At 67.0% G+C, this 23,956-nt stretch carries 18 protein-coding genes; 12 read left to right on the top strand and 6 right to left on the bottom strand.

Going from position 1 to position 23,956, the window contains the following annotated elements:
* Window positions 1–21 precede the first annotated feature (21 nt).
* The 6 genes from ATO3_RS10260 (at window position 22) to rutD (ending at window position 6,616) form a co-directional block, all read left to right on the top strand.
* A complete protein-coding gene (locus ATO3_RS10260) occupies window positions 22–1,254 on the top strand; it encodes a phosphatase PAP2 family protein (protein ID WP_088649745.1) in 1,233 nt (410 codons plus the stop codon).
* 24 nt (window positions 1,255–1,278) lie between these two features.
* On the top strand, window positions 1,279–3,456 hold the full coding sequence (locus tag ATO3_RS10255) for a S8 family serine peptidase (RefSeq protein WP_088649744.1): 2,178 nt from the start codon (window positions 1,279–1,281) through the stop codon (window positions 3,454–3,456).
* 236 nt (window positions 3,457–3,692) lie between these two features.
* Window positions 3,693–4,778, top strand: coding sequence for a pyrimidine utilization protein A (gene rutA, locus ATO3_RS10250; RefSeq protein WP_088649743.1), 1,086 nt, complete (start codon window positions 3,693–3,695; stop codon window positions 4,776–4,778).
* Window positions 4,775–5,470 carry an isochorismatase family protein gene (locus tag ATO3_RS10245; RefSeq protein ID WP_088649742.1) on the top strand — a complete coding sequence of 232 codons (696 nt, stop codon included), beginning with the start codon at window positions 4,775–4,777 and terminating at the stop codon, window positions 5,468–5,470. The genes rutA and ATO3_RS10245 overlap by 4 nt, the downstream gene beginning before the upstream one ends.
* On the top strand, window positions 5,463–5,846 hold the full coding sequence (gene rutC / locus ATO3_RS10240) for a pyrimidine utilization protein C (RefSeq protein WP_088649741.1): 384 nt from the start codon (window positions 5,463–5,465) through the stop codon (window positions 5,844–5,846). The genes ATO3_RS10245 and rutC overlap by 8 nt, the downstream gene beginning before the upstream one ends.
* A complete protein-coding gene (rutD, locus tag ATO3_RS10235) occupies window positions 5,846–6,616 on the top strand; it encodes a pyrimidine utilization protein D (protein ID WP_088649740.1) in 771 nt (256 codons plus the stop codon). The genes rutC and rutD overlap by 1 nt, the downstream gene beginning before the upstream one ends.
* A gap of 118 nt (window positions 6,617–6,734) precedes the next feature.
* Here rutD and ATO3_RS10230 read toward each other — a convergent pair whose 3' ends face one another.
* Both ATO3_RS10230 and ATO3_RS10225 read right to left on the bottom strand, forming a co-directional pair.
* Window positions 6,735–7,811 carry a hybrid-cluster NAD(P)-dependent oxidoreductase gene (locus ATO3_RS10230; RefSeq protein WP_088649739.1) on the bottom strand — a complete coding sequence of 359 codons (1,077 nt, stop codon included), beginning with the start codon at window positions 7,809–7,811 and terminating at the stop codon, window positions 6,735–6,737.
* Between the two features lie 6 nt (window positions 7,812–7,817).
* Window positions 7,818–9,056 carry an aromatic ring-hydroxylating oxygenase subunit alpha gene (locus ATO3_RS10225; protein WP_088649738.1) on the bottom strand — a complete coding sequence of 413 codons (1,239 nt, stop codon included), beginning with the start codon at window positions 9,054–9,056 and terminating at the stop codon, window positions 7,818–7,820.
* Between the two features lie 156 nt (window positions 9,057–9,212).
* Between ATO3_RS10225 and ATO3_RS10220 the strand changes: the two genes are divergently transcribed.
* A complete protein-coding gene (locus tag ATO3_RS10220) occupies window positions 9,213–10,088 on the top strand; it encodes a LysR family transcriptional regulator (RefSeq protein ID WP_088649737.1) in 876 nt (291 codons plus the stop codon).
* Between the two features lie 107 nt (window positions 10,089–10,195).
* Here the strand turns inward: ATO3_RS10220 and ATO3_RS10215 are convergent, their stop codons facing one another.
* Window positions 10,196–12,757: a GcvT family protein gene (locus ATO3_RS10215; RefSeq protein ID WP_088649736.1), complete on the bottom strand. Its 2,562-nt coding sequence runs from the start codon at window positions 12,755–12,757 to the stop codon at window positions 10,196–10,198.
* Window positions 12,758–13,329: 572 nt separating this feature from the next.
* Here ATO3_RS10215 and ATO3_RS10210 point away from each other — a divergent pair.
* The 5 genes from ATO3_RS10210 to ATO3_RS10190 all read left to right on the top strand — a co-directional run bounded on the left by ATO3_RS10210 (window position 13,330) and on the right by ATO3_RS10190 (window position 19,923).
* Complete coding sequence (locus ATO3_RS10210; protein WP_088649735.1) at window positions 13,330–14,394, top strand: GlxA family transcriptional regulator; 1,065 nt, start codon at window positions 13,330–13,332, stop codon at window positions 14,392–14,394.
* Window positions 14,395–14,712: 318 nt separating this feature from the next.
* Window positions 14,713–15,966, top strand: coding sequence for a sarcosine oxidase subunit beta family protein (locus ATO3_RS10205; protein WP_088649734.1), 1,254 nt, complete (start codon window positions 14,713–14,715; stop codon window positions 15,964–15,966).
* 102 nt (window positions 15,967–16,068) lie between these two features.
* Entirely contained in the window at window positions 16,069–16,371 is a 303-nt protein-coding gene (locus ATO3_RS10200) for a sarcosine oxidase subunit delta (RefSeq protein ID WP_088649733.1), read from the top strand.
* The gene (locus ATO3_RS10195) at window positions 16,368–19,358 is read left to right on the top strand and encodes a sarcosine oxidase subunit alpha (protein ID WP_088649732.1); all 2,991 of its coding nucleotides are present in this window, start codon (window positions 16,368–16,370) and stop codon (window positions 19,356–19,358) included. Before ATO3_RS10200 ends, ATO3_RS10195 begins: the two co-directional genes overlap by 4 nt.
* Window positions 19,359–19,368: 10 nt before the next feature.
* Window positions 19,369–19,923, top strand: a complete 555-nt coding sequence (locus ATO3_RS10190) for a sarcosine oxidase subunit gamma (RefSeq protein WP_088649731.1) — start codon at window positions 19,369–19,371, stop codon at window positions 19,921–19,923.
* Between the two features lie 560 nt (window positions 19,924–20,483).
* On the opposite strand, the gene ATO3_RS10185 is transcribed toward ATO3_RS10190, so the two are convergent.
* The 3 genes from ATO3_RS10185 to ATO3_RS10175 form a co-directional block, all read right to left on the bottom strand.
* A complete protein-coding gene (locus ATO3_RS10185; RefSeq protein ID WP_088649730.1) occupies window positions 20,484–22,778 on the bottom strand; it encodes a xanthine dehydrogenase family protein molybdopterin-binding subunit in 2,295 nt (764 codons plus the stop codon).
* Window positions 22,778–23,233 carry a (2Fe-2S)-binding protein gene (locus ATO3_RS10180; RefSeq protein WP_088649729.1) on the bottom strand — a complete coding sequence of 152 codons (456 nt, stop codon included), beginning with the start codon at window positions 23,231–23,233 and terminating at the stop codon, window positions 22,778–22,780. Before ATO3_RS10180 ends, ATO3_RS10185 begins: the two co-directional genes overlap by 1 nt.
* A gap of 480 nt (window positions 23,234–23,713) precedes the next feature.
* Window positions 23,714–23,956 (bottom strand): MoaD/ThiS family protein, encoded by a 243-nt coding sequence (locus tag ATO3_RS10175; protein ID WP_088649728.1) that lies wholly within the window; start codon window positions 23,954–23,956, stop codon window positions 23,714–23,716.

The following is a 23,956-nucleotide window of genomic DNA, read 5'->3' as shown; positions in this document are numbered from 1 at the left end:
ATAACCAGATGGAGTTCCGCCATGGCAAACGATTTCAACTACGGACCCGAAGGCAGCTTTGGAAGTTTCGGAAGTTTCGGAAGCTTTGGCAGTTTCGGGAGTTTTGGAAGTTTCGGAAGCTTTGGCAGCTTCGGGAGTTTCGGCAGCTTCGGGGGGCCGGCCAATCCGCCGATGGTCTCGGGCGCGCTGATCACCAACCACGACGGGATCGCGGGCAACTGGCAGGCGATCCCCGGCAACGCCGTGCCGGCCGCGTCGGAGGAGACGACCGCCTACCTCGACCGGCTTTCGCCCTCGGTGCGCGGCAGCATCTTCGCGCTTGAACTGGGCAGCCGCATCGGCTTTTCCCATACGCCGGCCACCGCGACCGAAGACGGATGGGCCAACATCTTCCACCTGGAGATCGGTGATGCCGCGACGCCCGGCACCAAGTACCAGCCGCTGATCAAGATGCGCCGCCCGACCCAGGCGATCTTTGCCGCGCAGCTGACGGTGGTGGCGAACTATGCCGATCTGCGGCAGGACCGGATCTCCGAGATCCTGGCCCAGCTGGCGGCGCCCACGGAGTTCCTGCGTGCCATCGCCTTCATCGAACCCGCGCGCACGCCCTACACGATGGAACTGCTGGCCGCGGCGCACTGGCTGGCGAATTACGTCGAGATGCGGATCAAGTACGCGCTCGATTGCAAGCGGCCCATGGAATATTCGCCGCAGATCCAGCCGATGATCTGGACGCCGACCCATGGCGCCCTGCCCAGCGGCCACGCGACCGAGGCCTTTACCCTCGCGCGGGTGCTCTGGCGCCTTCTGCGCGACGTGGATACGGGACCGGCCGTGCCCTATTCGGATGGCACCTGGGGCGAGATGATGATGCGCCAGGCCGCGCGGATCGCCATCAACCGCACGGTGGCCGGGGTGCATTTCCCCGTCGACAGTGCCGCCGGCGCGGTGCTTGGGCTGACGCTGGGCAGGTATTTCGCGGATCGCTGCACCGGGCAGGAACCGGCCCGCAGCTGGACCTTCGACGGCTCGGTCTACGGCAACGAGGACGGTGCCTCCAATCCGGCGCTCGATTTCGACTGGCGCAGGTACTACGCGCCCAACGATCCTGCCGGGGGCACCGCCCCGGTCCAGAGCGCGCCGGGCGACTGGGTCGCCGACACCGCCATCACGGGGCACCTGCCGAACCAGGTTCATTCCGATCCCCTGGACTGGCTGTGGAAGAAGGCGGCGGCCGAATGGGCCGGCTTCTGAGCGGGGCAGGGGAGGAACAGTGATATGCCATTGTCATGGACCGACACGCAGGCGCCGCCGGATTTCAGCGATCCCAACCTGGAATTCCGCCTGAACATCCTCAACCGCTTCACCGACGCAGATCAGTCCTTTGCCGGGGAGCCCTGGTGGCTGGCACTGATCGAACCGGCCGCGCTCGAGGAGGGACAGGACCAGAGCCCGGACACGAACGTCGGACAGGCCGACCTGCCCGGCAATGGGGCAGAGAAGGAGGGGGCGCCGGGAGAAGACATCGAATTCAATTCGCTGGAACGGATCCTGGAGCTGGCCGAAAGGCAGGAGCTGGCCGGGCAAATCCTTGTGCCCGGGGAATACGATGGAGATGACCGCAAGGCGACGCACCGGGCCCGGTTCACGGTCCTGGTGCAACGGGCGTACATGTTGGCCGCCAACAGCCCGGGCGGCCTGACGGTCCTCGGTCTGAACCGGATCATTCCGGTTACGCCGCTTCCCGCCGACACGGTGGCAGACGTGGACGAGCCCTTTGTCCAGGCCGATGAGCCCGTGAAGGTGCCTGATGACAGTGTGGTGATCGCGGTGATCGACAACGGGATCTGCATCGGCCACGACCTGTTCCGAAGGCGCTCGGGCACAGGGGACCTGGACCTCAGCCGGGTCGATTTCTTCTGGAACATGGATGCCCGAACGGATCCCGCCGCGCCGGTCCAGACCACCATCGGCCGGATCTTCACGCGGAAAGAGATCGAGGCAGCGCTGAAGGACAACATAAGGAACGGTCTGCTCGACGAGGCCGCCTTCTATGCCCGGACGGAGCTGATCAACTGGGATCGCGCGCGCTACTCCGCCTGTGCGCAGCGTGTCTCGCATGGCACCCACGTGACCGCCCTTGCGGCCGGCTACGATCCCGACGATCCCGAGGGCGCGCGTCGGCGGATCATCGCGGTCCAGCTGCCCACCGGCGCCGTGGCCCAGCCCAACGGCAGCGACCTCGGCGGGCCGCTGGTCGACGGGCTGAATTTCCTGAAGAACCGGCTCTTGCAATACAGCATGGGCGGGGATGGCCCGCCGCCGCCCATGGTGATCAATTTCAGCTTCGGCAATTTCGCCGGGCCGCATGACGGCTCGGGGCTGGTGGAAAAGGAGATCGACGGCAGGTTGTCGTCCTTCGGCGACGGGTCCGCGTCGCTGCCGCTGCTGACGCTGCCGTCGGGCAACGGCAATCTCTCGCGCTGTCACGCGGTGATGCGGCTGGAGGACGCGGGACCGGTTGCTGATCGCCTGTCCTGGCGGCTGCAGCCCGAGGACAACAGTCTGTCGGTGATCGAAACCTGGTTGCCGGTCGCATTGTCGGTGCCCGACGGCCTTGTCACGCTGGAGGTCCGCGCGCCCGGCGTATCCGGGGCCGCGGTGGTCTCGGCCGGGAACCTGCTGAACATATCGCTCGCTGTGGATGCCCAGGGCACGCCCGTGGCGCTGGTCGCCTACGAGCCGCCGGCCCCACCGATCTTTCGCGGCCGCTTCACGGTCTGGGCCGCGCCCACCGCGCATCCCACCGTGCCGGGCCCCTATGCGCCCTCGGGCAGCTGGTCCCTTGCGTTCGTCAAGGAAAAGGGCCTGGCCCCCGACAGTGTCGAGCTGCAGACCTGGATCCAGCGCGACGAGACGCTGCCCGGCTTCCCCGAGTTCGGGCGGCAATCCTACCTGGAGGATGCGGCCTATCGCCGGTTCAAGCGGCCCGGCGGACGCCCGATGCAGGAGGACCCGGCGAATGCCATGGGGCGGGTGCGGCGCGCCGGGTCGATCAGCGGCATGGCCTGCGGCGACCTGCCGGCGGTGATCGCGGGATACGTGCGCTCGACCGGGGTCATGGCCGACTACTCGGCCGGTGGCCCCACGGGCAACCCTGTCAGGGCACTCGGTCCCGATGCCTCGGCGGCGAGCGACGACAGCGTGGTGATGGCGGGAGTGCTGAGCGCCGGATCGGCCAGCGGCTCCATGGTGCCCCTGCGTGGTACAAGCGTCGCGGCCCCGCGCGTCGCGCGGTGGGCCGCGGCAAAGCTCGCCGCGGGCGAGACGGTCGACCGCACGACGGTCTTCCAGGCCGCCGAGGCCGCGGATCCCCCCGGCGGCGGAAAGCCTCCCGGGGATCGGACCGGGGGTGGGCGGATGTGGCTGCCGCCGGTCTTCGGCCGAAACCGCTGAGGCCCGCGCCGACTCGCAGGCCCGCCACCGCCGCGCCTGTCCTCGCCCCGACCGCCGGGGCGGGGCGGGGCGCCTGTTGTCCGTTTCGCCATCGCACAATCTGCCATCGTCGCGCGCCGCGCCCGCTCAAATCGGCGCCAAGTCGCGGGGGCGCACCCCGACCGGCGTTCCTGCCCTTTGGGGAGCTTCACGTTTTTTGACTAGTTGGTCAAAACCGCAAGCGTGGAGAAACACATATGGAAATCGGCGTTTTTATTCCGATCGGCAACAACGGCTGGCTCATCTCCGAGACCTCGCCGCAATACATGCCGACCTTCGAGCTGAACAAGCAGGTCGCGCTGACGGCCGAGAAATACGGGCTCGATTTCGTGCTGTCGATGATCAAGCTGCGCGGCTTCGGGGGCAAGACCGAATTCTGGGATCACAACCTTGAAAGCTTCACGCTTATGGCGGGGCTTGCGGCCGCAACCACGAAGATCAAGCTCTACGCCACCGCCGCCTCGCTGGTGATGCCGCCGGCGATCGTGGCGCGCATGGCCTCGACGATCGACAGCATCTCGGGCGGGCGCTTTGGCGTGAACCTGATTACCGGCTGGCAGAAGCCGGAATACGAACAGATGGGCATGTGGCCGGGCGACGAATTCTTCGGCACGCGCTACCAGTACCTCAGCGAATACGCGACCATCCTGCGCGAGCTGTGGGAAACCGGCCAGTCCGATTTCAAGGGCGAGCATTTCACCATGAACGACTGCCGGCTCAGCCCGCAGCCGCAGGCCGACATGAAGCTGATCTGCGCGGGCTCCTCGAATGCCGGAATGGCGTTCTCGGCCGAATACGCCGATTACAACTTCTGCTTCGGCATGGGGGTCAACACGCCCACCGCCTTCCAGGGCAACACCGAGCGTCTGTTGGAAGCCACCGCCAAGACCGGGCGCGACGTGACATCGGTCGTGCTCTTCATGGTGATCGCCGCCGAGACCGACGAGGAGGCGATGGCGAAATGGGACCTCTACAAGTCCGGCGCCGACCAGGAGGCCCTGGAATGGATGGGCATGCAGGGCGCGGCGGACAAATCTTCGGGCGATGACACCAACGTGCGCCACATGACCAACCCGGTCTCGGCGGTGAATTTCAACATGGGCACGCTGGTCGGTTCCTATGCAAATGTCGCGAAGATGCTGGACGAGGTGGCAGAGGTCGAAGGTGTCGGCGGCGTGATGCTGACCTTCGACGAATTCATTGAGGGAACAGAGACCTTCGGGGCGAAGATCCAGCCGCTCATGACATCGCGCAAGAACATCCAACTGGAGGAAACCGCATGACCACGGCCATTGCCGAACCAGAGCATTTCGATTTCGATCCGTCCGAGACGGCGCTTGTCGTCGTCGACATGCAGAATGCCTATGCCTCTAAGGGCGGGTATATCGATCTGGCAGGCTTCGATCTGACCGGGGCCGAGGGCTGTATCGAAAACGTCAGGACCGCCATCGACGCCTGCCGCCGGGCCGGCGTGCTGGTGACCTTTCTGCAGAACGGATGGGACGGCGATTACGTTGAGGCGGGCGGGCCGATGTCGCCCAACCTTGCCAAGTCCAACGCCATGAAGACCATGCGCCGCAGGCCCGAGCTGATGGGCACGCTGCTGGCCAAGGGCGGCTGGGACTACGACATCATCGACGCGCTGCAACCGCAGGCGGGCGACGTGGTGATCCCCAAGCCGCGCTACTCGGGCTTTTTCAACTCGATGCTCGACAGCGCGCTGCGCTCGCGCGGGATCCGCAAGCTGGTCTTCGTCGGCATCGCCACCAATGTCTGCGTGGAAAGCACCCTGCGCGACGCCTTCCACCTGGAATACCACTGCCTGATGCTGGACGACGCCACGCATCACGCCGGGCCGCAATTCGTGCGCGATGCGGCCGTTTACAACGTTGCCACCTTCTTCGGATGGGTCGGCAGCACGGCGGATTTCTGTTCCGCCCTGACGTCTGACGCAAAGGACAGCATAGATGCCTAAGACACCCGTGATCCCCGAAGGCTCCGGCAAGCCGCTCGCGCCCTACCTGCCCGGCGTGCTGGCCGACGGGGTGGTCTATGTCTCGGGCACGCTGCCCTTCGACAAGGAAAACAACGTCGTCCACGTGGGCGACGCGGCGGCCCAGACGCGGCATGTGCTGGAGACGATCAAGTCGGTGGTCGAGACCGCCGGCGGCACGATGGACGACGTGGTGATGAACCACATCTTCGTCACCGACTGGGCCAATTACGGCGCGGTGAACGAGGTCTATGCCACCTACTTCCCGGGCGACAAGCCGGCCCGCTACTGTATCCAGTGCGGGTTGGTGAAGCCCGACGCCCTGGTCGAGATCGCGACGGTCGCGGTCATCAAGTGATGCAGTTTGAGCATCGACGCTGCGGGCGCGAGGGCGCCCGCACGCTTGTTCTGTGCTCCGGTCTCGGCGGGGCCGCCGGTTACTGGACACCGCATCTGGAGAGCTGGACGCGGGAGTATGACCTGATCCTCTACGACCAGCGCGGCACGGGGCGGAACGCAGAGGCGCTTGGCCCCACCACCATCGCCGACATGGCCGATGACGTGCTGGAGATCTGCGACGCGGCCGGTGTGGAGCGGTTCGACATGATCGGCCATGCGCTGGGCGGGCTGGTGGGCTTCGATCTGGCCTGCCGGGACGGCGCGCGGCTTGACCGGCTTGTCGCCATCAATGCCTGGCCCGAGATCGACCGCCACACATCGCGCTGTTTTGACATCCGGCTTGCCACGCTGTCGGGGCAGGGGCTGGAGGCCTTCGTCGCGCTCCAGCAAAACTTCCTCTACCCGCCGTTCTGGATCGCAGCCCATCCCGAGGCGATCGCCGCCGAAGAGGCCCATGCCGCCGCCCATTTCCAGGGTGCGGACAATCTCTCGGCCCGGATCGGCGCCCTGCGCAGCTTCCGCCTTGGCGACTGGCCCGAGGGCGGGACGCAGGTGCTGCTGATGGCGGCGACGGATGACGCGCTGGTCGACGTGGCGCAGTCGCATCGCCTGAGGGAGCGGATCCCCGGTGCAGAGCTGGTGGAGTACGCGCAGGGCGGCCACGCGATGAACATCACCCAACGCGCGCGGTTCGAGACCGACGTGGCCCGGTTCCTCTCCGCCGACTGACCCGAGGCTGGCCCTCGGGCGCCACCGGGCAGCGGATAGACCGCGCGGATCTCGGTCTACGCGACCGGCAGACAGGAGAAGGGCCCCGAGGTGCATCCCCGGGGCCCTTCCTGAAATATCACAGCTCCAGCGTGACCTTGCCGCGCGGGTTCGAGCAGCAGGCGAGGATGTAGCCCTCCTCGATCTCGTCGTCGGTGATCCCGCCGTTGTGGACCATGTGCACGTTGCCCGAGGTCTTCTTGACCTTGCAGGTGCCGCACACGCCAAAGGTACAGCCCGAGGGGATCGCCACGCCGGCCGTGCGCGCGGCGGCCAGAACGGTCTCTGTCTCCGGCACGGCCTGGGTCACGCCCGACATCTCGAAGGAGATTTCGGCCATCACGTCCTCTTCCGGCAGATCGTCTTCGGGCTCCGGCGCCTCGATCAGCCCCGCGACCGGCATCTGCGGCGCGTGGAAGCTTTCCTGGTGGTAATGGTCCATGTCATAACCCAGACCCGCCAGCGCCTCGCGCACGGCGGTCATGAAGGGCTCGGGGCCGCAGCAGAACACCTCGCGCTCCAGATAGTCGGGCGCCATAAGGCCCAGCATCAGCTGGTTGAAACGGCCCATGTAGCCGGTCCAGGGCTGGTAGGGGTCGGGTTCCTCGACCACCCATTTCAGGTCCAGCCCTTCGACGCGGGTGGCCATGTGCTCCAGCCGGCGCCGGAAGATGATCTCGGACGGGCGGCGGGCACAGTTGACGAAGACCACGTCGCTGGGCCGGCCAAGGTCGTAGATCTCTGTGGTCATGGACATCATCGGCGTGATGCCCGACCCGGCCGAAATGAAGAGATACTTCTTCGCCGGATGCACCGTCGAGGTGAACCGCCCGGCCGGGCCGGTCGCCTTGATCATCCCGCCGGGGCGCAGGTTGTCCATGATCCAGCGCGAGCCGATCGACTCCGCCTGCGCCTTGATCGTGATCGTCAGCGACTTCGGCCGCGAGGGCGAGGACGAGATCGTGTAGGTCCGGTAAAGCGGCCCGCCGGGCACCGGCAGTTCAAGCGTGATGAACTGCCCCGCCTGGAATTCGAACGGCCGGCCCGAGGGGGCCTGGAAGCACACGGTCATGACGTCCGGGGATTCCGGAAGGATCGACACGCATTCCAGTTCTTCGTCGTCGGTCCAGGCCGCGGTGGCCTTGTGTCGTGCCATACCGGTTTACTCCGCGGCCAGGGTTTGCGGGGATTGCGCGGCGCGCATGCGGGTCAGGTACCAGTCGACGAACTGCAGGACGCCGTCTTCGTGCATCTTCGAATAGGGGCCCGGTTCGTAGACGGGCGAATTGATGCCCTGCTGGTTGTCCTCGACCACGCGGCGGTCTTCGTCATTGGTGTGACGCCAGACGCGGGTCAGATCCTCGAGATCGTAATCCTCGCCTTCGAGGGCATCCTTGTTGACCAGCCATGTGGTCTGCACCTCGGTCTCCTGCGGGCCGATCGGGGTCACGCGGAAGGTGATCGAATGATCGGTCAGGAAGTGGTTCCAGGTGGTGGGATAATGGAACAGCAGCAGCGTGCCGGCATCCAGGAACGGCACCTGGCCCAGCCGTTTCTGCACGGCGATCTTGCCGCTGACGGTATAGCTTTGTGCCCCGTCCAGCAGCGGCATCCGCGCCACGCGGAACTGACCGCCTTCGTCCATCCGGAACCGCGACGGCGCACCGGCGCCTTCCAGGCGGCTGAAATGGGCCTCCACCTTCTCGGGGAAGGTGCCATCGGCGCTCACACCGGTGATCGTGGGATCCTCGGGGTAGGTGCGGCAGAGGTCGGGATGGTTGCCCGCGCAGTGATAGCACTCGCGGTTGTTCTCCCAGACCAGCTTCCAGTTGCCCTTTTCGATGATGGTCGACTGATGCGCGACCTTGGCATTCGACAGGTCATGCACGCCCAGGTAGGGGGTCACGGTCTCGGCGAAGCTGTCGAAATCCGGCGCCTCGGCGGCCAGGCAGATGTAGACGAGCCCGGCCGCGACACGGCAGTGCACCGGCTTCAGCCCGTGCTGCGCGGGGTCGAAATCCGCGCCCATGTCGCGCGCCCAGAGCAGGCGCCCGTCCAGGTCGTAGGTCCACTGGTGATAGGGGCAGGTCAGCTTGGCGACACGGCCCTGCGCGGCCGAGCAGATGATCGATCCGCGGTGACGGCAGCTATTGTGAAAGGCCCGGATCTCGCCCTTGCTGTCGCGCAGGACGACCACGTCGTAGGCGCCGATCTTCAGGCGCTGGTAGCTGCCGGACTTCTCCAGCATGCAGGCGGGAAAGGCAAAGAGCCAGTCGCGGTAGAAGATCGCCTCGAGATCGGCATCGAAGATCTCGGGGGACGTGTAGAAGGGCTGCCGAAGCGCATAGCCGGGGCGATGCTGGGCCAGGAGGTCGTTGAGCGGGGCGTGCTGGCTTCCCATGGGGCTATCCTGTGTCGGGAGGGCGGACTGGCGCGCACGAAGTCAGCTTGCCGCGGTTTTCGCAATTGGCAAAAAACTCATCTCGGATTAGCCTGGCTAAACTCATTGTCGCAATGGTCCACTTGCGACATCCAAGGCCCGGATGCGACCTGAACCATGCCCAGACCCTATGATCTGCCCTCCCTTGGGGACCTGTCCTGCTTTGAGGCGGCTGCGAGAAATTTAAGCTTCAAGGCCGCGTCGAGCGAGCTTAACGTCACACCGGCCGCGGTGAGCCACCGAATCAAGGCGCTTGAGCAGGAGCTTGGCCAGTCGCTGTTCAACCGCCATTACCGGGGCGTCGAGCTGACCGAAGCGGGGGCGCTTCTGTTCGTGTCGCTGCAGCGCGGGTTCGAGACGATCTCGGACACCGTGGCCCGGATCCGCAACCGCCAGGACCGGGTCGGGGTGTCGATCGCGGCCACCACGGCGATGAGCGGCCTGTGGCTGACCCCGCGGCTGGCCGCCTTCTGGAAGGCGCATCCCGGCGTGGCGATTTCCCAGATCGTGCAGGACAGCGGCACGGCGCAGGGGGTGGACCTGTCGATCCATTACGGTGACCCGGCCCGCGAGGGAGACGAGACGCGCCTGCTGTTCCGGGACCGTATCCTGGCGCTGGGAACGGAGCAATTCGCCGAAAGCCATCGCATCGCGACGCTGGACGACATGGTCGAGGTGCCGCTGATCCATACCCAGTCGGGACTGAACGCCTGGACGGAATGGCCCGACTGGTTCCAGGCTCTGGGCCGGCCGCCGCCGACGGGGCCGGGGTTCTTCCTGAACAACTACCTGATCTCCCTGCAGGCGGCCGAGGATCACATCGGCGCCGTGCTGGGATGGGAGGGCCTGCTGGGCGGCTACCTGGGCAGCGGGCGGTTGATCCAGCTGGTGCCCGACGCGATGCCCTCGCCGCATGCCTTCTACCTGCGCATTCACGGCGGCGCCTCGGCCAATGCACGGCTTTTCGCGGATTGGCTGGCCGAACTGGGCTGACGCACAGAGCCGCTCGCCGGACCCCCGAAACGGAAAAACCCCCGGCAGGAACACCGCACCGGGGGCAGGCGCACCGGCGGGGCGAACCCCGCCGGCCTGTCCGCATCTCAGCTGCGCGGCTTCAGGTTCTCGGGATCGTACAGCGGCGCATAGCCGATGCCGGCCACTTCGACCGGATAGACCTCGTCGAAATAGGTGACATGCAGCACGCGGCCCTGCTCGCAATACTCCTGCGGCAGGTAGGCCAGCGCGATGTTCTTTCCGATGCTGGGCCCGAACGCGATGGACGAGGTGAACGAACGCCGCCCCAGCGCGTCGATCAGCGTCTTGCCGGTGTCGGGATCCATCACCGGCAGGCTGCCGACCGGGAACCGCGCGACACCCTTGGCATCTTTGTTCTCGGTCATCACCAGCGTGCACAGCATGGCCGGCTGCTTGTCCCGGGCGCGGTACTCCAGGTGCTTCTCCTTGCCCCGGAAATCGGCTTCCTTGACCTTGGGCCGTGCCAGGTCCGCCTCGTAGAGGTTGTACTGCGTGTTCAGGTCGGCGTTCTGCAGGCGCAGGGATTTCTCCAGCCGGCGCGAGTTCGCATAGGTCTCGACCCCCACGGCCATCACGCCGGTCTCGCGCAGCGCGTCCCAGACGGCAAGCCCGTCCTCGTAGGGCATGTGCAGTTCCCAGCCCTGTTCGCCGACGTAGGAGATCCGGAAGGCGGTCACGGTCTTGCTGGCGATCTCGATCGGCTTGATCGCGGCGAAGGCAAAGTTCTCCACGTCCAGCCCGTCGGGGTCGGCCACCACCTTCTTCAGCGTCTCGCGGGCGTTGGGGCCCCAGATGCCGATGGTGGTGTATTTCTCGGTCGTGTCCTCGATGGTCACGTCCCAGCCCTTGTCCTGCGCAACCCGCTGCATGTAGGTCAGGTCGCGCGGTCCGGCATCGGCGCCGTTCACAAGGCGACACTTGTCCGCCATGCGGAAGACGGTGAAATCCGCGCGCACCATGCCCTCGTCATCGAGCATATGGGTGTAGATGCCCTTGCCGATCATGTTGTCGCCGCCGATCTTCGCGGCACAAAGCCATTCCATCAGCGCCACGTGATCCGGGCCCGAGATGTCGGTCATGTGGAAATGCGACAGGTTGATGATGCCGCAATCGGCGCTCATCTCCAGCTGCTCGGCGTTGGAGACGCGCCAGAAATGTCTGCTGTCCCATTCGTTCTCACGGACCGGCACCTGGTCAGCGTATTTCTCCAGCAGGTGTTCGTTGGCCGCATAGCCATGCGCCCGTTCCCAGCCGCCGAGTTCCATGAAATAGCCGCCCAGCTCGACCTCGCGCGCGTAGAAGGGCGAGCGGCGGATGCCCCGGCCGTTGCGGAAGGGCTCGCGCGGGTGGACCGGCGGATTGTAGATCTTGGCGGCGGTTTCCTCGCAGCGGCCCCAGATGAACTCTTCGGTCAGCTGGAAATCCTGGAAGCGGGAATAATCGATCTGGTGGTGGTCGATATGGGTGCGCCCGTCGGTCATCCAGTCGGCGATCAGCTTGCCCATGCCCGGCCCGTCCTTGACCCAGATCGCCACGGCATACCACAGGCCGCGCAGCTTGCGGCTTTCGCCCATGGAGGGGCCGCCATCGGTGGTGGTCTGCAGCAACCCGTTGAAGGAATGGCTTTCGTTGAATCCCAGCTCGGCCAGGATCGGCGTCAGCTCCATCGCGCGCTCGAGCGGCTCGATCACGTCTTCCAGCTCAAGATCCCGCTGCGAGGGCGACAGCCGCGCCTCGTGCTTTTCGAGCAGCTCGCGCGGATGCACCATCCGCACGTCCTTCTCGTAATAGTAACCCCATTCGATCTGCCCGCCTTCCGAGGTCTTCGGATCGCCGGTGTCGCGCAGGTAGGCCGAATTGCCCTGGTCGCGCAGCAGCGGACGGCCGATTTCCAGGCCGGTGCCTTCGAATTCATTGTAAGGCCCGAAGAAGGTCAGCGGGTGGTCCACCGGCATGACCGGCAGGTCCTCGCCCGCCATCTCGGCGATCAGCCGGCCCCAGAGGCCCGCGCAGACGACGACATGATCGGCCATGATCGTGCCGCGCGTCGTTTTCACGCCCGTCACGCGGCCATTTTCCGTCAGCAGTTCCAGCGCCGGGGTGTTGGCAAAGGCGCGCAGCTTGCCGGCCTTTTCCGCCTGATCCACCAGCTTGCCCGCCACGGTCTGCGACCGCGGGATGACAAGGCCCGCATCCGGGTCCCACATGGCGCCCTGGATCTGGTCCTCTTCGAGCAGCGGGAACTTCTCCTTCGCCTCCGCGGCGGAGATGATCGAGACATTGGTGCCAAAGGCGCGGCCCGAATCCACCCGGCGCTTCAACTCGTCCATGCGGGCGTCATCGCCCACGCGCGCCACTTCCAGCCCGCCGACCCGGGCGTAATGGCCCATCTTCTCGTAGAAATCGACCGAGTACATGGTGGCCCAGGTCGAGAGCAGGTCGTGGCTGGTGCAGTAGCAGAAGTCGGAGGCATGCGCCGTGGAGCCGACATCGGTGGGGATGCCCGACTTGTCGATGCCGACGATGTCGTCCCAGCCGCGCTCGACCAGGTGATGGGCGACCGAGGCGCCGACGATACCGCCCAGACCGACGATCACGACCTTGGCGCGTTCAGGGAAGGAGGACATGGCACATTCCATTCAATGCGTGGTGTTGCGTAAGGGCAGGGGGCCGACGCCCCGTTGCCCGCGTCTGTTCCGGCGGGTGCCGGTTCCGGCCGCCCCGTTGCCGGGAGGGCCGGATCGTCTCTGCCCCGTGCCGGTGGCACGGGGCGGGTGATCGAACGATACCAGATTCGGCATCGTCGCAAATCATCGTGGAGGATCGGTTTCCCCGGCCGGTGCCGGTCCCGAGTTCCGTCCTGTCTGTCTCGTCTGCCGGGGCGGATCCGGCCTGTTCGGTCTTGTCCCCCCGGCGTGCGGGTCTGTTACGCCGGGTAGAACGGACGCGACGTGCCAAATGCGGCCTCTCGCGTGTCGTTTGCGATCCCCGGGCGGGTCTGAGCCCCCTGCGGCACATCACCCGGTCTGGCCGGCCTGCGCGAAAGGGGCGAGTCGTGGCCGGCAGTCTTGGCTCAGGATGGCGGCAAAAAACAGGACGATTGCGTCAAGGCGGGATTAAGGCTACGACACGCGGCCAGAAATGTCCCGCGCGGGACGGCCGCGCATCCCCGAGCTCAATCGGTGGAAGGATCGACCCGATGGCACCCGGACCCCAGGCTGGCCCTGCGACACACCCCGAGACCCGGCCCGCGCTGCGCCCCGGCGCGTCCCATGCGGTGCGCAAACGCCCGCCCGGCGCGCGACTGTCTGTCGGGTTCATCCTGGCCCGGCGTTTCACGCTTTGTGCCTTCGCCAATTTCGTCGACGTGCTGCGGCTGGCGGCGGACGAGGGCGACCGGAGCCGCCCGATCCTGTGCAACTGGGCGGTGCTGTCGGACACGATGGATGCGGTGGCGTCCAGCTGCGGTGTCACGGTGCAGCCGAAGGAGCGGCTGGGCGATCCCGCGCGGTTCGATTACATCGTGGTGATCGGCGGGCTGATGGACGAGGCGCCGACGCTCGGCCCCGCCTATACCGGCTTTCTCAAGCGCGCGGCAGAGGCCGGCGTGCCGCTGGTGGGCGTCTGCACCGGGGCGTTCCTTCTGCACCAGGCCGGGCTGCTGGACGGATATCGATGCTGCGTCAGCTGGTTTCACCATGCCGATTTCCTGGAGCAGTTCGAGGGGCTGAACCCGGTGGCGGACCAGATCTTCGTGGTGGACCGGGACCGGCTGACCTGTTCGGGCGGCGTCAGCTCGGCGCACCTGGCGGCCTACCTGGTGGACAAGCACGTGGGCCGGGCGCAGGCCAACAAGAGCCTGCACATCATGATCATCGACGACGCGCTGCAGGCCGAGAAGCCGCAGCCGGGGATCACGCTGGATTTCCGCACGCGCGACCCGATCGTGCTGCGCGCGCTCTTGCTGATGCAGCAGAACATCGACACGCCGATCCCGGTGGCCGAGGTGGCGAAACGCATCGGCCATTCTAAGCGCCAGCTGGAGCGGCATTTCCGCATGGCGCTGGATATCTCGCCGCAGGCGGCCTTTCTGCAGATCCGCCTGTCGCTGGCGCATCACCTGATCGAGACCAGCGAGAAATCCATCGCCCAGATTGCGGTGGATTGCGGCTTTTGCGACAGCTCGCACCTCAGCCGCATGTTCCGCCGGCAGTTCGGATCGACGCCGCTTGCGCTGCGGCAACAGGCCGGGCTGGCCGGGTAGGGGCGGCACCCTCGCCGGGCCCTTGCAGGCCCGTCTCGGTATCAGACGTCGCAATATTCCGGTCCGTGCTTTTCGAATCATGGCGCGGCTAGGGCCTCTCGTCGGCTCCGCCGCAAAAGGCTGACGGAGCCTTGGCGGCAAAGCGCCGTCCGGATCTGCCCGGCGGGGCACCGCATGCGAGGTGCGCGCCCGAGCCAATCGCGGACTTGCGACCGCCATGGCGCAAATATCCTACACTCCTGTCGCAATACTCCACGATCCCGGGCGGTCCCCCCGGTTACAGCCCGGTGATTGTCTTCCCAGCCGGGGGTTCCGCCGATGACGCGCTTCAACGCCTTCACCCTTCTCAAGAATGCCGTGACGGGCCACAAGAACTGGACCGAGCAATGGCCCGACAGCCAGCCGAAGTCCGAGTACGACGTGATCATCGTCGGCGCGGGCGGCCACGGGCTGGGCGCGGCCTATTACCTGGCCAGCCAGCATGGCATCACCAATGTCGCCGTGATCGACAAGGGCTGGCTGGGCGGTGGCAACACCGGCCGGAACACGACGATCATCCGCTCGAACTATCTGTACGACGAAAGCGCGCGGCTGTTCGATCACGCGGTCGACCTGTGGGAAGGGCTGAGCCAGGAGCTGAATTACAACGTCATGTATTCGCGCCGGGGCTGCCTGATGCTGGCGCATAACGTGCATGACGTCCAAAGCTTCAAGCGGCACATCCATGCCAACCGGCTGAACGGCGTCGACAACCGCTGGCTGACGACCGAGGAATGCAAGGACTATTGCCCGCCGCTGAACGTGTCGCCGAACGCGCGCTACCCGGTCATGGGTGGCGCGCTGCAGGAACGGGCCGGCACTGCGCGCCATGATGCGGTGGCCTGGGGCTATGCCCGAGGGGCCGCGATGCGCGGCGTGGACATCATCCAGAACTGCGCCGTGACCGCGATCCGCCGGAACCCGGATGGCTCGGTCGCCGGGGTGGAGACGGAGAAGGGCTTCATCAAGGCCAAGAAGGTCGCCGTTTCGGCTGCCGGGCATACCTCGGTCGTGATGCAGACGGCCGGGGTGCGGCTGCCGCTGGAGAGCTATCCGCTGCAGGCGCTGGTCAGCGAGCCGGTGAAGCCGATCTTCCCCTGCGTGGTGATGTCGAACGCGGTGCATGCCTATATCAGCCAGTCCGACAAGGGCGAGCTGGTCATCGGCTCGGGCACCGACCAGTACACCAGCTATTCCCAGCGCGGCGGCCTGCCGCTGATCGAACATACCGTGGCCGCGATCACCGAGGTCTTCCCGATCTTCAACCGCATGCGGATGCTGCGGAAATGGGGCGGGATCGTCGACGTGACGCCCGACCGGTCGGCCATTTTGGGCAAGACCCCGGTCGAGGGACTCTACGTCAATTGCGGCTGGGGCACCGGCGGGTTCAAGGCCACGCCCGGCGCGGCGCATGTCTTTGCCTGGACCATCGCCAAGAACGAGCCGCACCCGATCAATGCGCCCTTCACGCTGGACCGCTTCCGCACCGGCCGCCTGATCGACGAGGCCGCCGCCGCGGCCGTCGCACACTGATCTGCACGCCCTGATCCGCGCGCATGATCGTCACGCCCTGATTACCACCTTCGGTGCGGTGGGTTGAAAACCCACCCTACGCCAGAGACCGAGGACACCGAGATGCTTCTGATCCACTGCCCCTATTGCGATGAGACCCTGCCCGAAGCCGAGTTCACCTATGCCGGCCAGGCCCATGTCGTGCGCGCCCAGGACCCGTCGTCGCAGGATGACGGCCAGTGGGAGGATTTCCTCTTCATGCGCGAGAACGCGCGTGGCCCGCATTACGAACGCTGGCGCCATTTCCACGGCTGCGGCCGCTTCTTCAACGCCGTCCGCGACACCGTCTCGGACAAGTTCCTCACCACCTACAAGGCCGGCGACGCGCGTCCCGACCTTTCGAGCCTCCTGGAGGGACAGGAATGAGCCAGTATCGCGTATCGGGCCGGGGCCGCGTCGACACCGGCAAGCCCGTCTCCTTCACCTTCGACGGCAAGCGCTACACCGGCGCCGCCGGTGACACCGTGGCCTCGGCGCTGCTGGCCCATGGCGTGCACCTGATGGGCCGGTCGTTCAAGTACCACCGCCCACGCGGTCCGGTCGCCGCCGGATCGGAAGAGCCCAACGCGCTGATCGGCACCCGCCGGGGCCCGGGCCGGTTCGAGCCCAACACCCGCGCCACCGTGCAGGAGCTGCGCGAGGGGCTGGAGGCCACCTCGCAGAACAAGTACCCGAGCCTGAAATGGGACATCGGCGCGGTCAACGACGCCGCCTACATGCTGTTCTCGGCCGGGTTCTACTACAAGACCTTCATGTGGCCGAAGAACTTCTGGCACAAGGTCTACGAGCCCTTCATCCGCGCCGCCGCCGGGCTGGGTGTCGCTCCGTGCGAGGAGGATCCGGACCACTACGCCTCGCGCTACCTGCATTGCGACGTGCTGATCGTCGGCGCCGGTCCCTCGGGGCTGGCCGCCGCGCGGGCCGCTGCGGTGGACGGGCTGAAGGTCGTCCTGGTGGACGAGAACGCCGAGGCCGGGGGAACCTTGCTGTCGGAACCGCAGGCGACCATCGACGGGCAGCCGGCATGGGACTGGCTGGCGTCCGAGCTGGAGGCGCTGAAGGCCGCCGGCGTGAAGATCATGACCCGCACCACCGCGATCGGCTATTACCACCAGAACATGATCGGCCTCTGCGAGCGGCTGACCGATCACCTGACCGACGTGCCCGCCGATACGCCGCGCGAACGCATGTGGCGGGTCCGTGCGGGGCAGGTCGTCCTGGCGCAGGGCGCGCTGGAAAAGCCGCTGGTCTTTCACGGCAACGACCGTCCCGGCGTCATGCTGGCGGGCTCGGCCCAGACCTTCCTGAACCGCTATGGCGTGCTGGTGGGCAAGCGTCCCGTCGTGCTGACCAGCCATGACAGCGCCTGGTATGCCGCCTTCGACCTGGCCGATGCCGGGGCCAAAGTTCAGGCCATCGTGGACCTGCGCGACCATGTCCACGTGGACCTGCTGACCGAGGCGCAGCGGCGCGGGATTACCGCAAAGCTGGGCTATACCGCCTCCGCCACTTCGGGCCGGCTGCGCGTCTCGTCGATCCGGGTGAACCCGGTGAAGGGCGGCGACGTGGGCACGGCCGAGCGGATCGAGTGCGATGCGGTGCTGATGTCGGGCGGCTGGACGCCGTCGCTGCATCTGTTCTCGCACACCAAGGGGACGCTGGCCTGGGACGACGATCTGACCACCTTCCTTCCGGGCAAGACGCCCGAGGATTGCGTGATCGCGGGCGCCAGCCGGGGGCCTTGGGGCATCGCGGCCGCGCTGAACGACGGGGCCGAGAAGGGCGCCGCCGTGGCGGCTGCCCTGGGCAAATCCGCATCGGGGAAGACCTTCGCCGTGGAGGCCGACCGCACCGGTTCCGGCATCACCGTGAAGGAACTGCCGACCGACCGCAGCCCCGGCAAGGCCAAGGCCTTCGTCGATTACCAGAACGACGTCACCGCCAAGGACCTGCGGCTGGCCGTGCGCGAGGGCATGCGTTCGATCGAGCATGTGAAACGCTACACCACGAACGGCATGGCCACCGACCAGGGCAAGATGTCGAACATCAACGGGCTCAACATTGCCTCCGACGCGCTTGGCAAGGCGCAGCCGAAGGTGGGCCTGACCACGTTCCGGCCGCCCTATACGCCGACCTCCTTCGGGGCCTTCGCAGGCTATCATCGGGGCGAGCATTTCGAGGTGACGCGCAAGACCCAGATCGACAGCTGGGCCGAGGAGAACGGCGCGGTGTTCGAACCCGTGGGCCAGTGGCGCCGGGCCTGGTACTTCCCGCAGGCGGGCGAGGACATGGACGCCGCCGTGGGGCGCGAATGCCGCGCGGTGCGCGAGACCCTCGGCATGTTCGACGCCTCGACCCTGGGCAAGATCGAGGTCGTGGGGCCGGACGCGGTGGAATTCATGAACCGCATGTACACCAACCCCTGGACCAAGCTGGCGCTGGGCCGGTGCCGCTATGGCCTGCTGTGCGGCGATGACGGTTACATCCGCGACGATGGCGTGATCGGGCGGCTGGGGCAGGACCTGTTCCATGTCACCACCACCACCGGCGGGGCCGCGCGGGTCATGAACATGATGGAGGATTACCTTCAGACCGAATGGCCCGACCTCAACGTCTGGTTGACCTCCACGACCGAGCAATGGTCGACCATCGCGCTGAACGGCCCCAATGCCGCGAAGCTGCTGGCGCCCCTGGTCGAGGGGATCGAGCTGACCGACGAGGCCTTCCCGCACATGTCCTGCCTGGAATGCACCGTGGCGGGGATGCCCGCGCGGCTCTTCCGCGTCAGCTTTACCGGCGAGATCGGCTTCGAGGTCAACGTGCCCGCACCCATGGGCCGCAAGCTGTGGGAGAAACTGTGGGAGGCCGGTCAGCAATACGGCATCACCGCCTACGGCACCGAGACGATGCACGTCCTGCGGGCCGAGAAGGGCTATATCATCGTGGGTCAGGACACCGACGGCACGGTCACGCCCTATGACGCCGGCATGGGCTGGGCCGTGGGCAAGTCCAAGCCCGACTTCGTCGGCAAGCGCGGCATGGCGCGGCCCGACCTGGTGGCCGAGGGCCGCAAGCAGCTGGTCGGCCTTCTGACCGAGGATCGCAGCAAGCTGGAAGAGGGCGCGCAGATCGTCTTCGATGCCGATCAGCCGGTGCCGATGAAGATGGTGGGTCACGTGACCTCGGCCTATCACTCCGACGCCGTGGGCCAGCCGATCGCGCTGGCGCTGGTCGAAGGCGGGCAGGGCCGCATGGGCGAGACCGTCCATATCCCGATGCCCGACCGGACGATCGCGGCGACGATCACCTCCACGGTGTTTGTCGATCCCGAAAACACCCGACTGAAAATCTGAGGAGGCGACGATGAACGCTCCTGTCCCCGCATTCTCCACCGATGCCAGCGCCGGAACCTCCGTCGTGCGCGTCACCACCGCCGCGCCCTGCGCCCGGCTTTCGCTGCGCGCCCGGGGCGAGCTGGGCCCGCTTGAGGCCGCGCTTGGCCTCGACCTGCCGCGCCGGATCGGCGCGCGGGCCGAGGTGGGCGAGACCGAGGTTCTGTGCCTGGGCCCCGACGAATGGATGCTGCGCGGCCCCGAAGCCGTGGCACCGACGATCCGCGCGGCCTGCGACGAGGTCTACAAGACCCATCCGATGAGCCTGGTGGATGTATCTGGGCGCGAGGTCACCTTTGTCATCGAAGGCACCAGCGCGGCCGAGCTGCTGACTCTGGGCTGCCCGCGCGATATCGACCGGCTTGCCGTGGGCGAGGGCCGGCGCACCGTCTTCGACGGCGCCACGGTCGTTCTGTGGCGCGACGCGACAGACCGGTTCCGCATGGATGTCTGGCACAGCTTCGCGCCGCATGTCTTCGACCTGCTCGCCACCGGGTGCCGCGAACTGGCGGCCGAGGCGGCGTGACCCCGGGACGGGCAGCCTGACGCATCGGATCCGGAGGGCAGAGCGGGGCGGGGGCTGCCGCTCTGCCCGGTGTGGTCGGGCCCGCGAGAACAGCAGGACGGCCGGGCGCAGCTGCGCCCGGCTTTTTGATGTCCCACGCGTGGGACATTTTTCGGCTGAATGAATTCAATGGCTTGCAGCGGCGTCTTAACCGATCGTTAGGGATTGGGGGGATGTCTGCTCGGGTGTCGGGCCTGCTGCGGCGCCGGAAACCAGCGCGACGGGAGACGCATCGGCGGCCTTGGGCATGGGGATCGGGCGGGGATCCGGATGTGCCTTCCGGTGCAATCCACATCTGCGCGGCGGTGTCTACCCGGCGTCACCAGAGCGACCGACCGTCGGGCAGGCCTCTGGTGGGTCCGTGCCGCGGTCGCGGGGAACCGGACCGGGTGACGGGCGAGAGCCGGACACATATGGGAGAAGCCCCGGACGACAAGCGTGACCCTCGCGCTCCGGCTGAGGCATGAAAAGGCCGGGGCACCTGGCGATGCCCCGGCCCTTGATGTTGCCGAAAGACCGCCTCACGCCAGCTGGTCGCGGATCGGCAGGGCGCGGATCCGTTTGCCCGTCGCGGCATGGATCGCATTCAGAAGCGCCGGGGCGACGGGCGGCACGCCCGGTTCGCCGACGCCGCCCAGCGGGGTGCCGTAGTCGGAGGCCATCAGGTGGGTGTGGATCTCGCCCGGGGCCGCGTCGATCCGGGTCACCTGGTAGGTGTCGAAGTTCGACTGCTGCACCCGGCCGTCGCTGAACGTGATCTCGCCGATGGTGGCGAGGCTGACGCCCTGGATCACCGCGCCTTCGAGCTGGGCGCGCACCCGGTCGGGGGTGACCACCGCGCCGCAATCGCAGGCGATGTCGACCCGGGGGATGGTCAGGCTGCCGTCCTCGTCCACCGCGACCTCGACCACCGCGGCGGTGTAGGTCACGAAGGAGCGGTGCGCGGCGATGCCCAGCCCGTGGCCCGCCGGCAGATCCCGGCCCCAGCCGGCTTCGGCCGCGACCTTTTCCGTCACCGCGCGCAACCGCCCGGTGTCATTGGGATAAAGCGCCGGATCCTCGCCATAGTTCCAGATATTGGGCCAGGTGTCCTGCATCGCCATGCGGTCGGGACCGATGCAGTCGAGCAGGAAATCCTTGGGATCCTTGCCCGCCGCTTCGGCCAGTTCGGCCACGAAGCACTGGATGGCGAAGGCATGGGGGATGTTGGACACCGACCGGAACCAGCCAAGGCGGGTATGGGCGGGGGCCTCGGGGTTTTCCATCCGGATGTTGGGGATGTCGAAGGGCATGTCCACGAGGCCCATGCCCAGCTCGAACGGGGCTTCGTGCTTTGGGTCGGGTGCGAAGATCGACACGATCGTCGGCGCCACGGTCCGGTGCAGCCAGGCCACCGGCCTGCCCTGATCGTCCAGCCCGCCTTCGACCCGTTCCACCGAGACGGTGTGCAGGAACCCGGCGTGCAGGTCGTCTTCGCGGGTGAAGACCAGCTTGACCGGGGTGCCGTCCATCTCGTGCGACAGGATGGCGGCCTCGCTGGCGAAATCGGGCTTGGACTTGCGCCCGAAGCCGCCGCCCAGCAGCAGCGTGTTCACTGTGACGTTTTCAAGCGGGATGTCGAAGCGTTTGGCGAGGTCGGCGCGGATCGCCTCGGGGGCCTGCACGCTGGTCCAGACCTCGGCCTTGCCGTCGGCGACCCGGGCGAGTGCGGCCGGCGGCTCCATCGGGGCCTGGGCGAGATGCGGGATGTAATAGGTGGCGTCGATCCGCGTCGCGGCGCTGTCGAGCGCGGCATAAGCGTCGCCCTGTTCGCGCACCACCTTGCCCTGCTGCTGCGACGCCGCTTCCAGCTCGGCCCGGTAGGTCGCGCTGTCATAGGCGGCGTTGGGGCCGTTGTCCCATTCGATCTGCAGAAGGCCGCGGGCCTTGATCGCGGCAAAGGTGTTTTCGGCCACCACCGCCACGCCGCCCAGCGGCTGGAAGGCGGTGGGAAAGTCGGGTGTGGGGATCTCGACGATCTTCAGCACGCCGGGCACGGCTTCGGCCTCGGTCGAGTCCACGCTGGCCACGCGGCCGCCGTAGACGGGCGGGCGGGCGATGACGGCAAAGACCATGCCGTCGATCTGCGCGTCCTGGCCATAGGTGGCCTGACCGGTGGTGATGTCGTGATTGTCGATCAGCGCGATGTCGTCCGAGCCGATGTAGCGGAACGCGGCCGGATCGGTGAGGCTCAGTGCCTCGGCCGCCGGCACCGCGCGTTCGGCGGCGGCGGTTGCGACCGCGCCGAAGCCGATGCTTTGTCCGCTGGCCTGGTGGAGCAGCATGTGATTTTCGGCCGTCACCTCGGCGGGATCGACGTCCCATTGCGCGGCGGCTTCCTCGATCAGCATCTGGCGCGCGGCGGCGCCCATGTGGCGCAGGGCGGCGAAATGGTGGCGCATGGAGCGCGAGCCGTCGGTGTTCTGGTTGCCGTAGAGCGTTTCGTTGCCCGGGGCCTGAAGCACGGTCATGCGATCCAGGTCGGCCTTGAGCTCCTCGGCGACGACGACGGCCCATCCGGTGCGCACGCCCTGGCCCATTTCGGCCCGGTTGCACAGCAGGGTGACCTGGCCGTCCTCGGCGATGGAGATGAAGATGGTGGGGTCGTCCTTCACCCCGCCGGGCATGGCCGCTCCGGCATAGGGGACATCCTCGGCGCGCAGGGCGGAGGGGCGCAGGCCGAGCACCAGGCTGCCGGCGGCAAGGCCCATCAGGACGGACCGGCGGCTGACGTTGATCACGCCGGTGGGGCGGGTCGGTGTGTCATGCAGGGTCATCAGTTGGATCCTCCGGCGGCGAGCTTGATGGCGGCCCGGATGCGCGGGTAGGTGCCGCAGCGGCAGATGTTGCCGGCCATCGCGGCGTCGATATCGGCGTCGGTGGGGTTGGGCGTGTCCGACAGCAGCGCGGCGGCCTGCATGATCTGGCCGGGCTGGCAATAGCCGCATTGCGCGACGTTGAGGGTGCGCCAGGCCTCCTGCACGGGGTGGGAGCCGTCTTCGGACAGGCCCTCGATCGTGGTGACTTCGGTCCCTTCGAGGTCTTCGACATAGGTCTGGCAGGCGCGGACGGCCTGGCCGTCGACATGGACGGTGCAGGCGCCGCAGAGGGCGAGGCCGCAGCCGAATTTCGTGCCCGTCATGCCCGCGATGTCACGCAGGTACCACAGCAGGACCATGTCGGGATCCCCGTCGAACGTGTGGGGCGATCCGTTTATCGTGAAAGCAGCCATGAACTCTCCTCCTGTTGCCATGGTCGTCCTGGACCCCGGGCGGCACTGGATGCTCTGGGACTGCGGTTCGAAAGCGCGTCACCGGTGGCACGTGGGCTACCCTGCGAGATCGAAGTCAGGGCCGGCAGGGTTGCCGGACCCGGTGGTGTCATGGGCCGCGCGGCGCGCCTGTGGCGGGGCGTCGGGGCGCGGCCAGGTGTCATCTGATGGTGCGAACAGGGGGCGGGCTGACCCGGCCGATTGTAACCCTGATCGTATTTCCTCCGATCTCAGGCTAGTGCCGGGGAAATCGACTTGTCAACTAAACTGCGCTGAAAGAAGGGGTGGTACACGCATTGGGTGTGTGGCCCGACGGGGTGGCGCGGGTGTGGTCCGGGTGTGGACAAGGGTGGTGGATGCGCCGAAGGGCGGGGCGCGTGGATCCCGGGGCGGACCGAAAAAGGGCGGCGCGCCCCGGGATAAGGGGGTGCAGCGGGGCGGTCAGCCGCCCTTGAGGCGCTGCATCAGCACGACTTCGGCGCCCTCGGGGATCTCGACATGGCGGCCGGTGGCGATCTCGCCGTCGATGACGACCGAGACCCCGGCATCGAGGATCGGCTCCAGCCCCGGGTAGTCCGATTTCAGACCGTCGAGCACGCCGCCGACGGTCTGGGCGTCGATGTCGACCTCACGCGCACCATCGGTGAAGCGCGTGAGGCTGGACCAGAGATGGACTGCGACCAA

This window comes from Marinibacterium profundimaris, assembly GCF_002210095.1.
GTDB classification, from domain to species: domain Bacteria; phylum Pseudomonadota; class Alphaproteobacteria; order Rhodobacterales; family Rhodobacteraceae; genus Marinibacterium; species Marinibacterium profundimaris.
This window is presented reverse-complemented; position numbering and strand designations above follow the sequence as displayed.

Excerpts from the sequence above, each read along its gene's own strand:
- ATO3_RS10190 (WP_088649731.1), top strand. The coding sequence starts at position 19,369 with ATGAACGCTCCTGTCCCCGCATTCTCCACCGATGCCAGCGCCGGAACC.
- ATO3_RS10180 (WP_088649729.1), bottom strand. The coding sequence starts at position 23,233 with ATGGCTGCTTTCACGATAAACGGATCGCCCCACACGTTCGACGGGGAT.
- ATO3_RS10245 (WP_088649742.1), top strand. The coding sequence starts at position 4,775 with ATGACCACGGCCATTGCCGAACCAGAGCATTTCGATTTCGATCCGTCC.
- ATO3_RS10200 (WP_088649733.1), top strand. The coding sequence starts at position 16,069 with ATGCTTCTGATCCACTGCCCCTATTGCGATGAGACCCTGCCCGAAGCC.
- ATO3_RS10185 (WP_088649730.1), bottom strand. The coding sequence starts at position 22,778 with ATGACCCTGCATGACACACCGACCCGCCCCACCGGCGTGATCAACGTC.
- ATO3_RS10255 (WP_088649744.1), top strand. The coding sequence starts at position 1,279 with ATGCCATTGTCATGGACCGACACGCAGGCGCCGCCGGATTTCAGCGAT.
- ATO3_RS10205 (WP_088649734.1), top strand. The coding sequence starts at position 14,713 with ATGACGCGCTTCAACGCCTTCACCCTTCTCAAGAATGCCGTGACGGGC.
- rutD (WP_088649740.1), top strand. The coding sequence starts at position 5,846 with ATGCAGTTTGAGCATCGACGCTGCGGGCGCGAGGGCGCCCGCACGCTT.
- ATO3_RS10225 (WP_088649738.1), bottom strand. The coding sequence starts at position 9,056 with ATGGGAAGCCAGCACGCCCCGCTCAACGACCTCCTGGCCCAGCATCGC.
- ATO3_RS10215 (WP_088649736.1), bottom strand. The coding sequence starts at position 12,757 with ATGTCCTCCTTCCCTGAACGCGCCAAGGTCGTGATCGTCGGTCTGGGC.
- ATO3_RS10210 (WP_088649735.1), top strand. The coding sequence starts at position 13,330 with ATGGCACCCGGACCCCAGGCTGGCCCTGCGACACACCCCGAGACCCGG.
- ATO3_RS10220 (WP_088649737.1), top strand. The coding sequence starts at position 9,213 with ATGCCCAGACCCTATGATCTGCCCTCCCTTGGGGACCTGTCCTGCTTT.
- ATO3_RS10230 (WP_088649739.1), bottom strand. The coding sequence starts at position 7,811 with ATGGCACGACACAAGGCCACCGCGGCCTGGACCGACGACGAAGAACTG.
- rutA (WP_088649743.1), top strand. The coding sequence starts at position 3,693 with ATGGAAATCGGCGTTTTTATTCCGATCGGCAACAACGGCTGGCTCATC.
- ATO3_RS10195 (WP_088649732.1), top strand. The coding sequence starts at position 16,368 with ATGAGCCAGTATCGCGTATCGGGCCGGGGCCGCGTCGACACCGGCAAG.
- rutC (WP_088649741.1), top strand. The coding sequence starts at position 5,463 with ATGCCTAAGACACCCGTGATCCCCGAAGGCTCCGGCAAGCCGCTCGCG.
- ATO3_RS10260 (WP_088649745.1), top strand. The coding sequence starts at position 22 with ATGGCAAACGATTTCAACTACGGACCCGAAGGCAGCTTTGGAAGTTTC.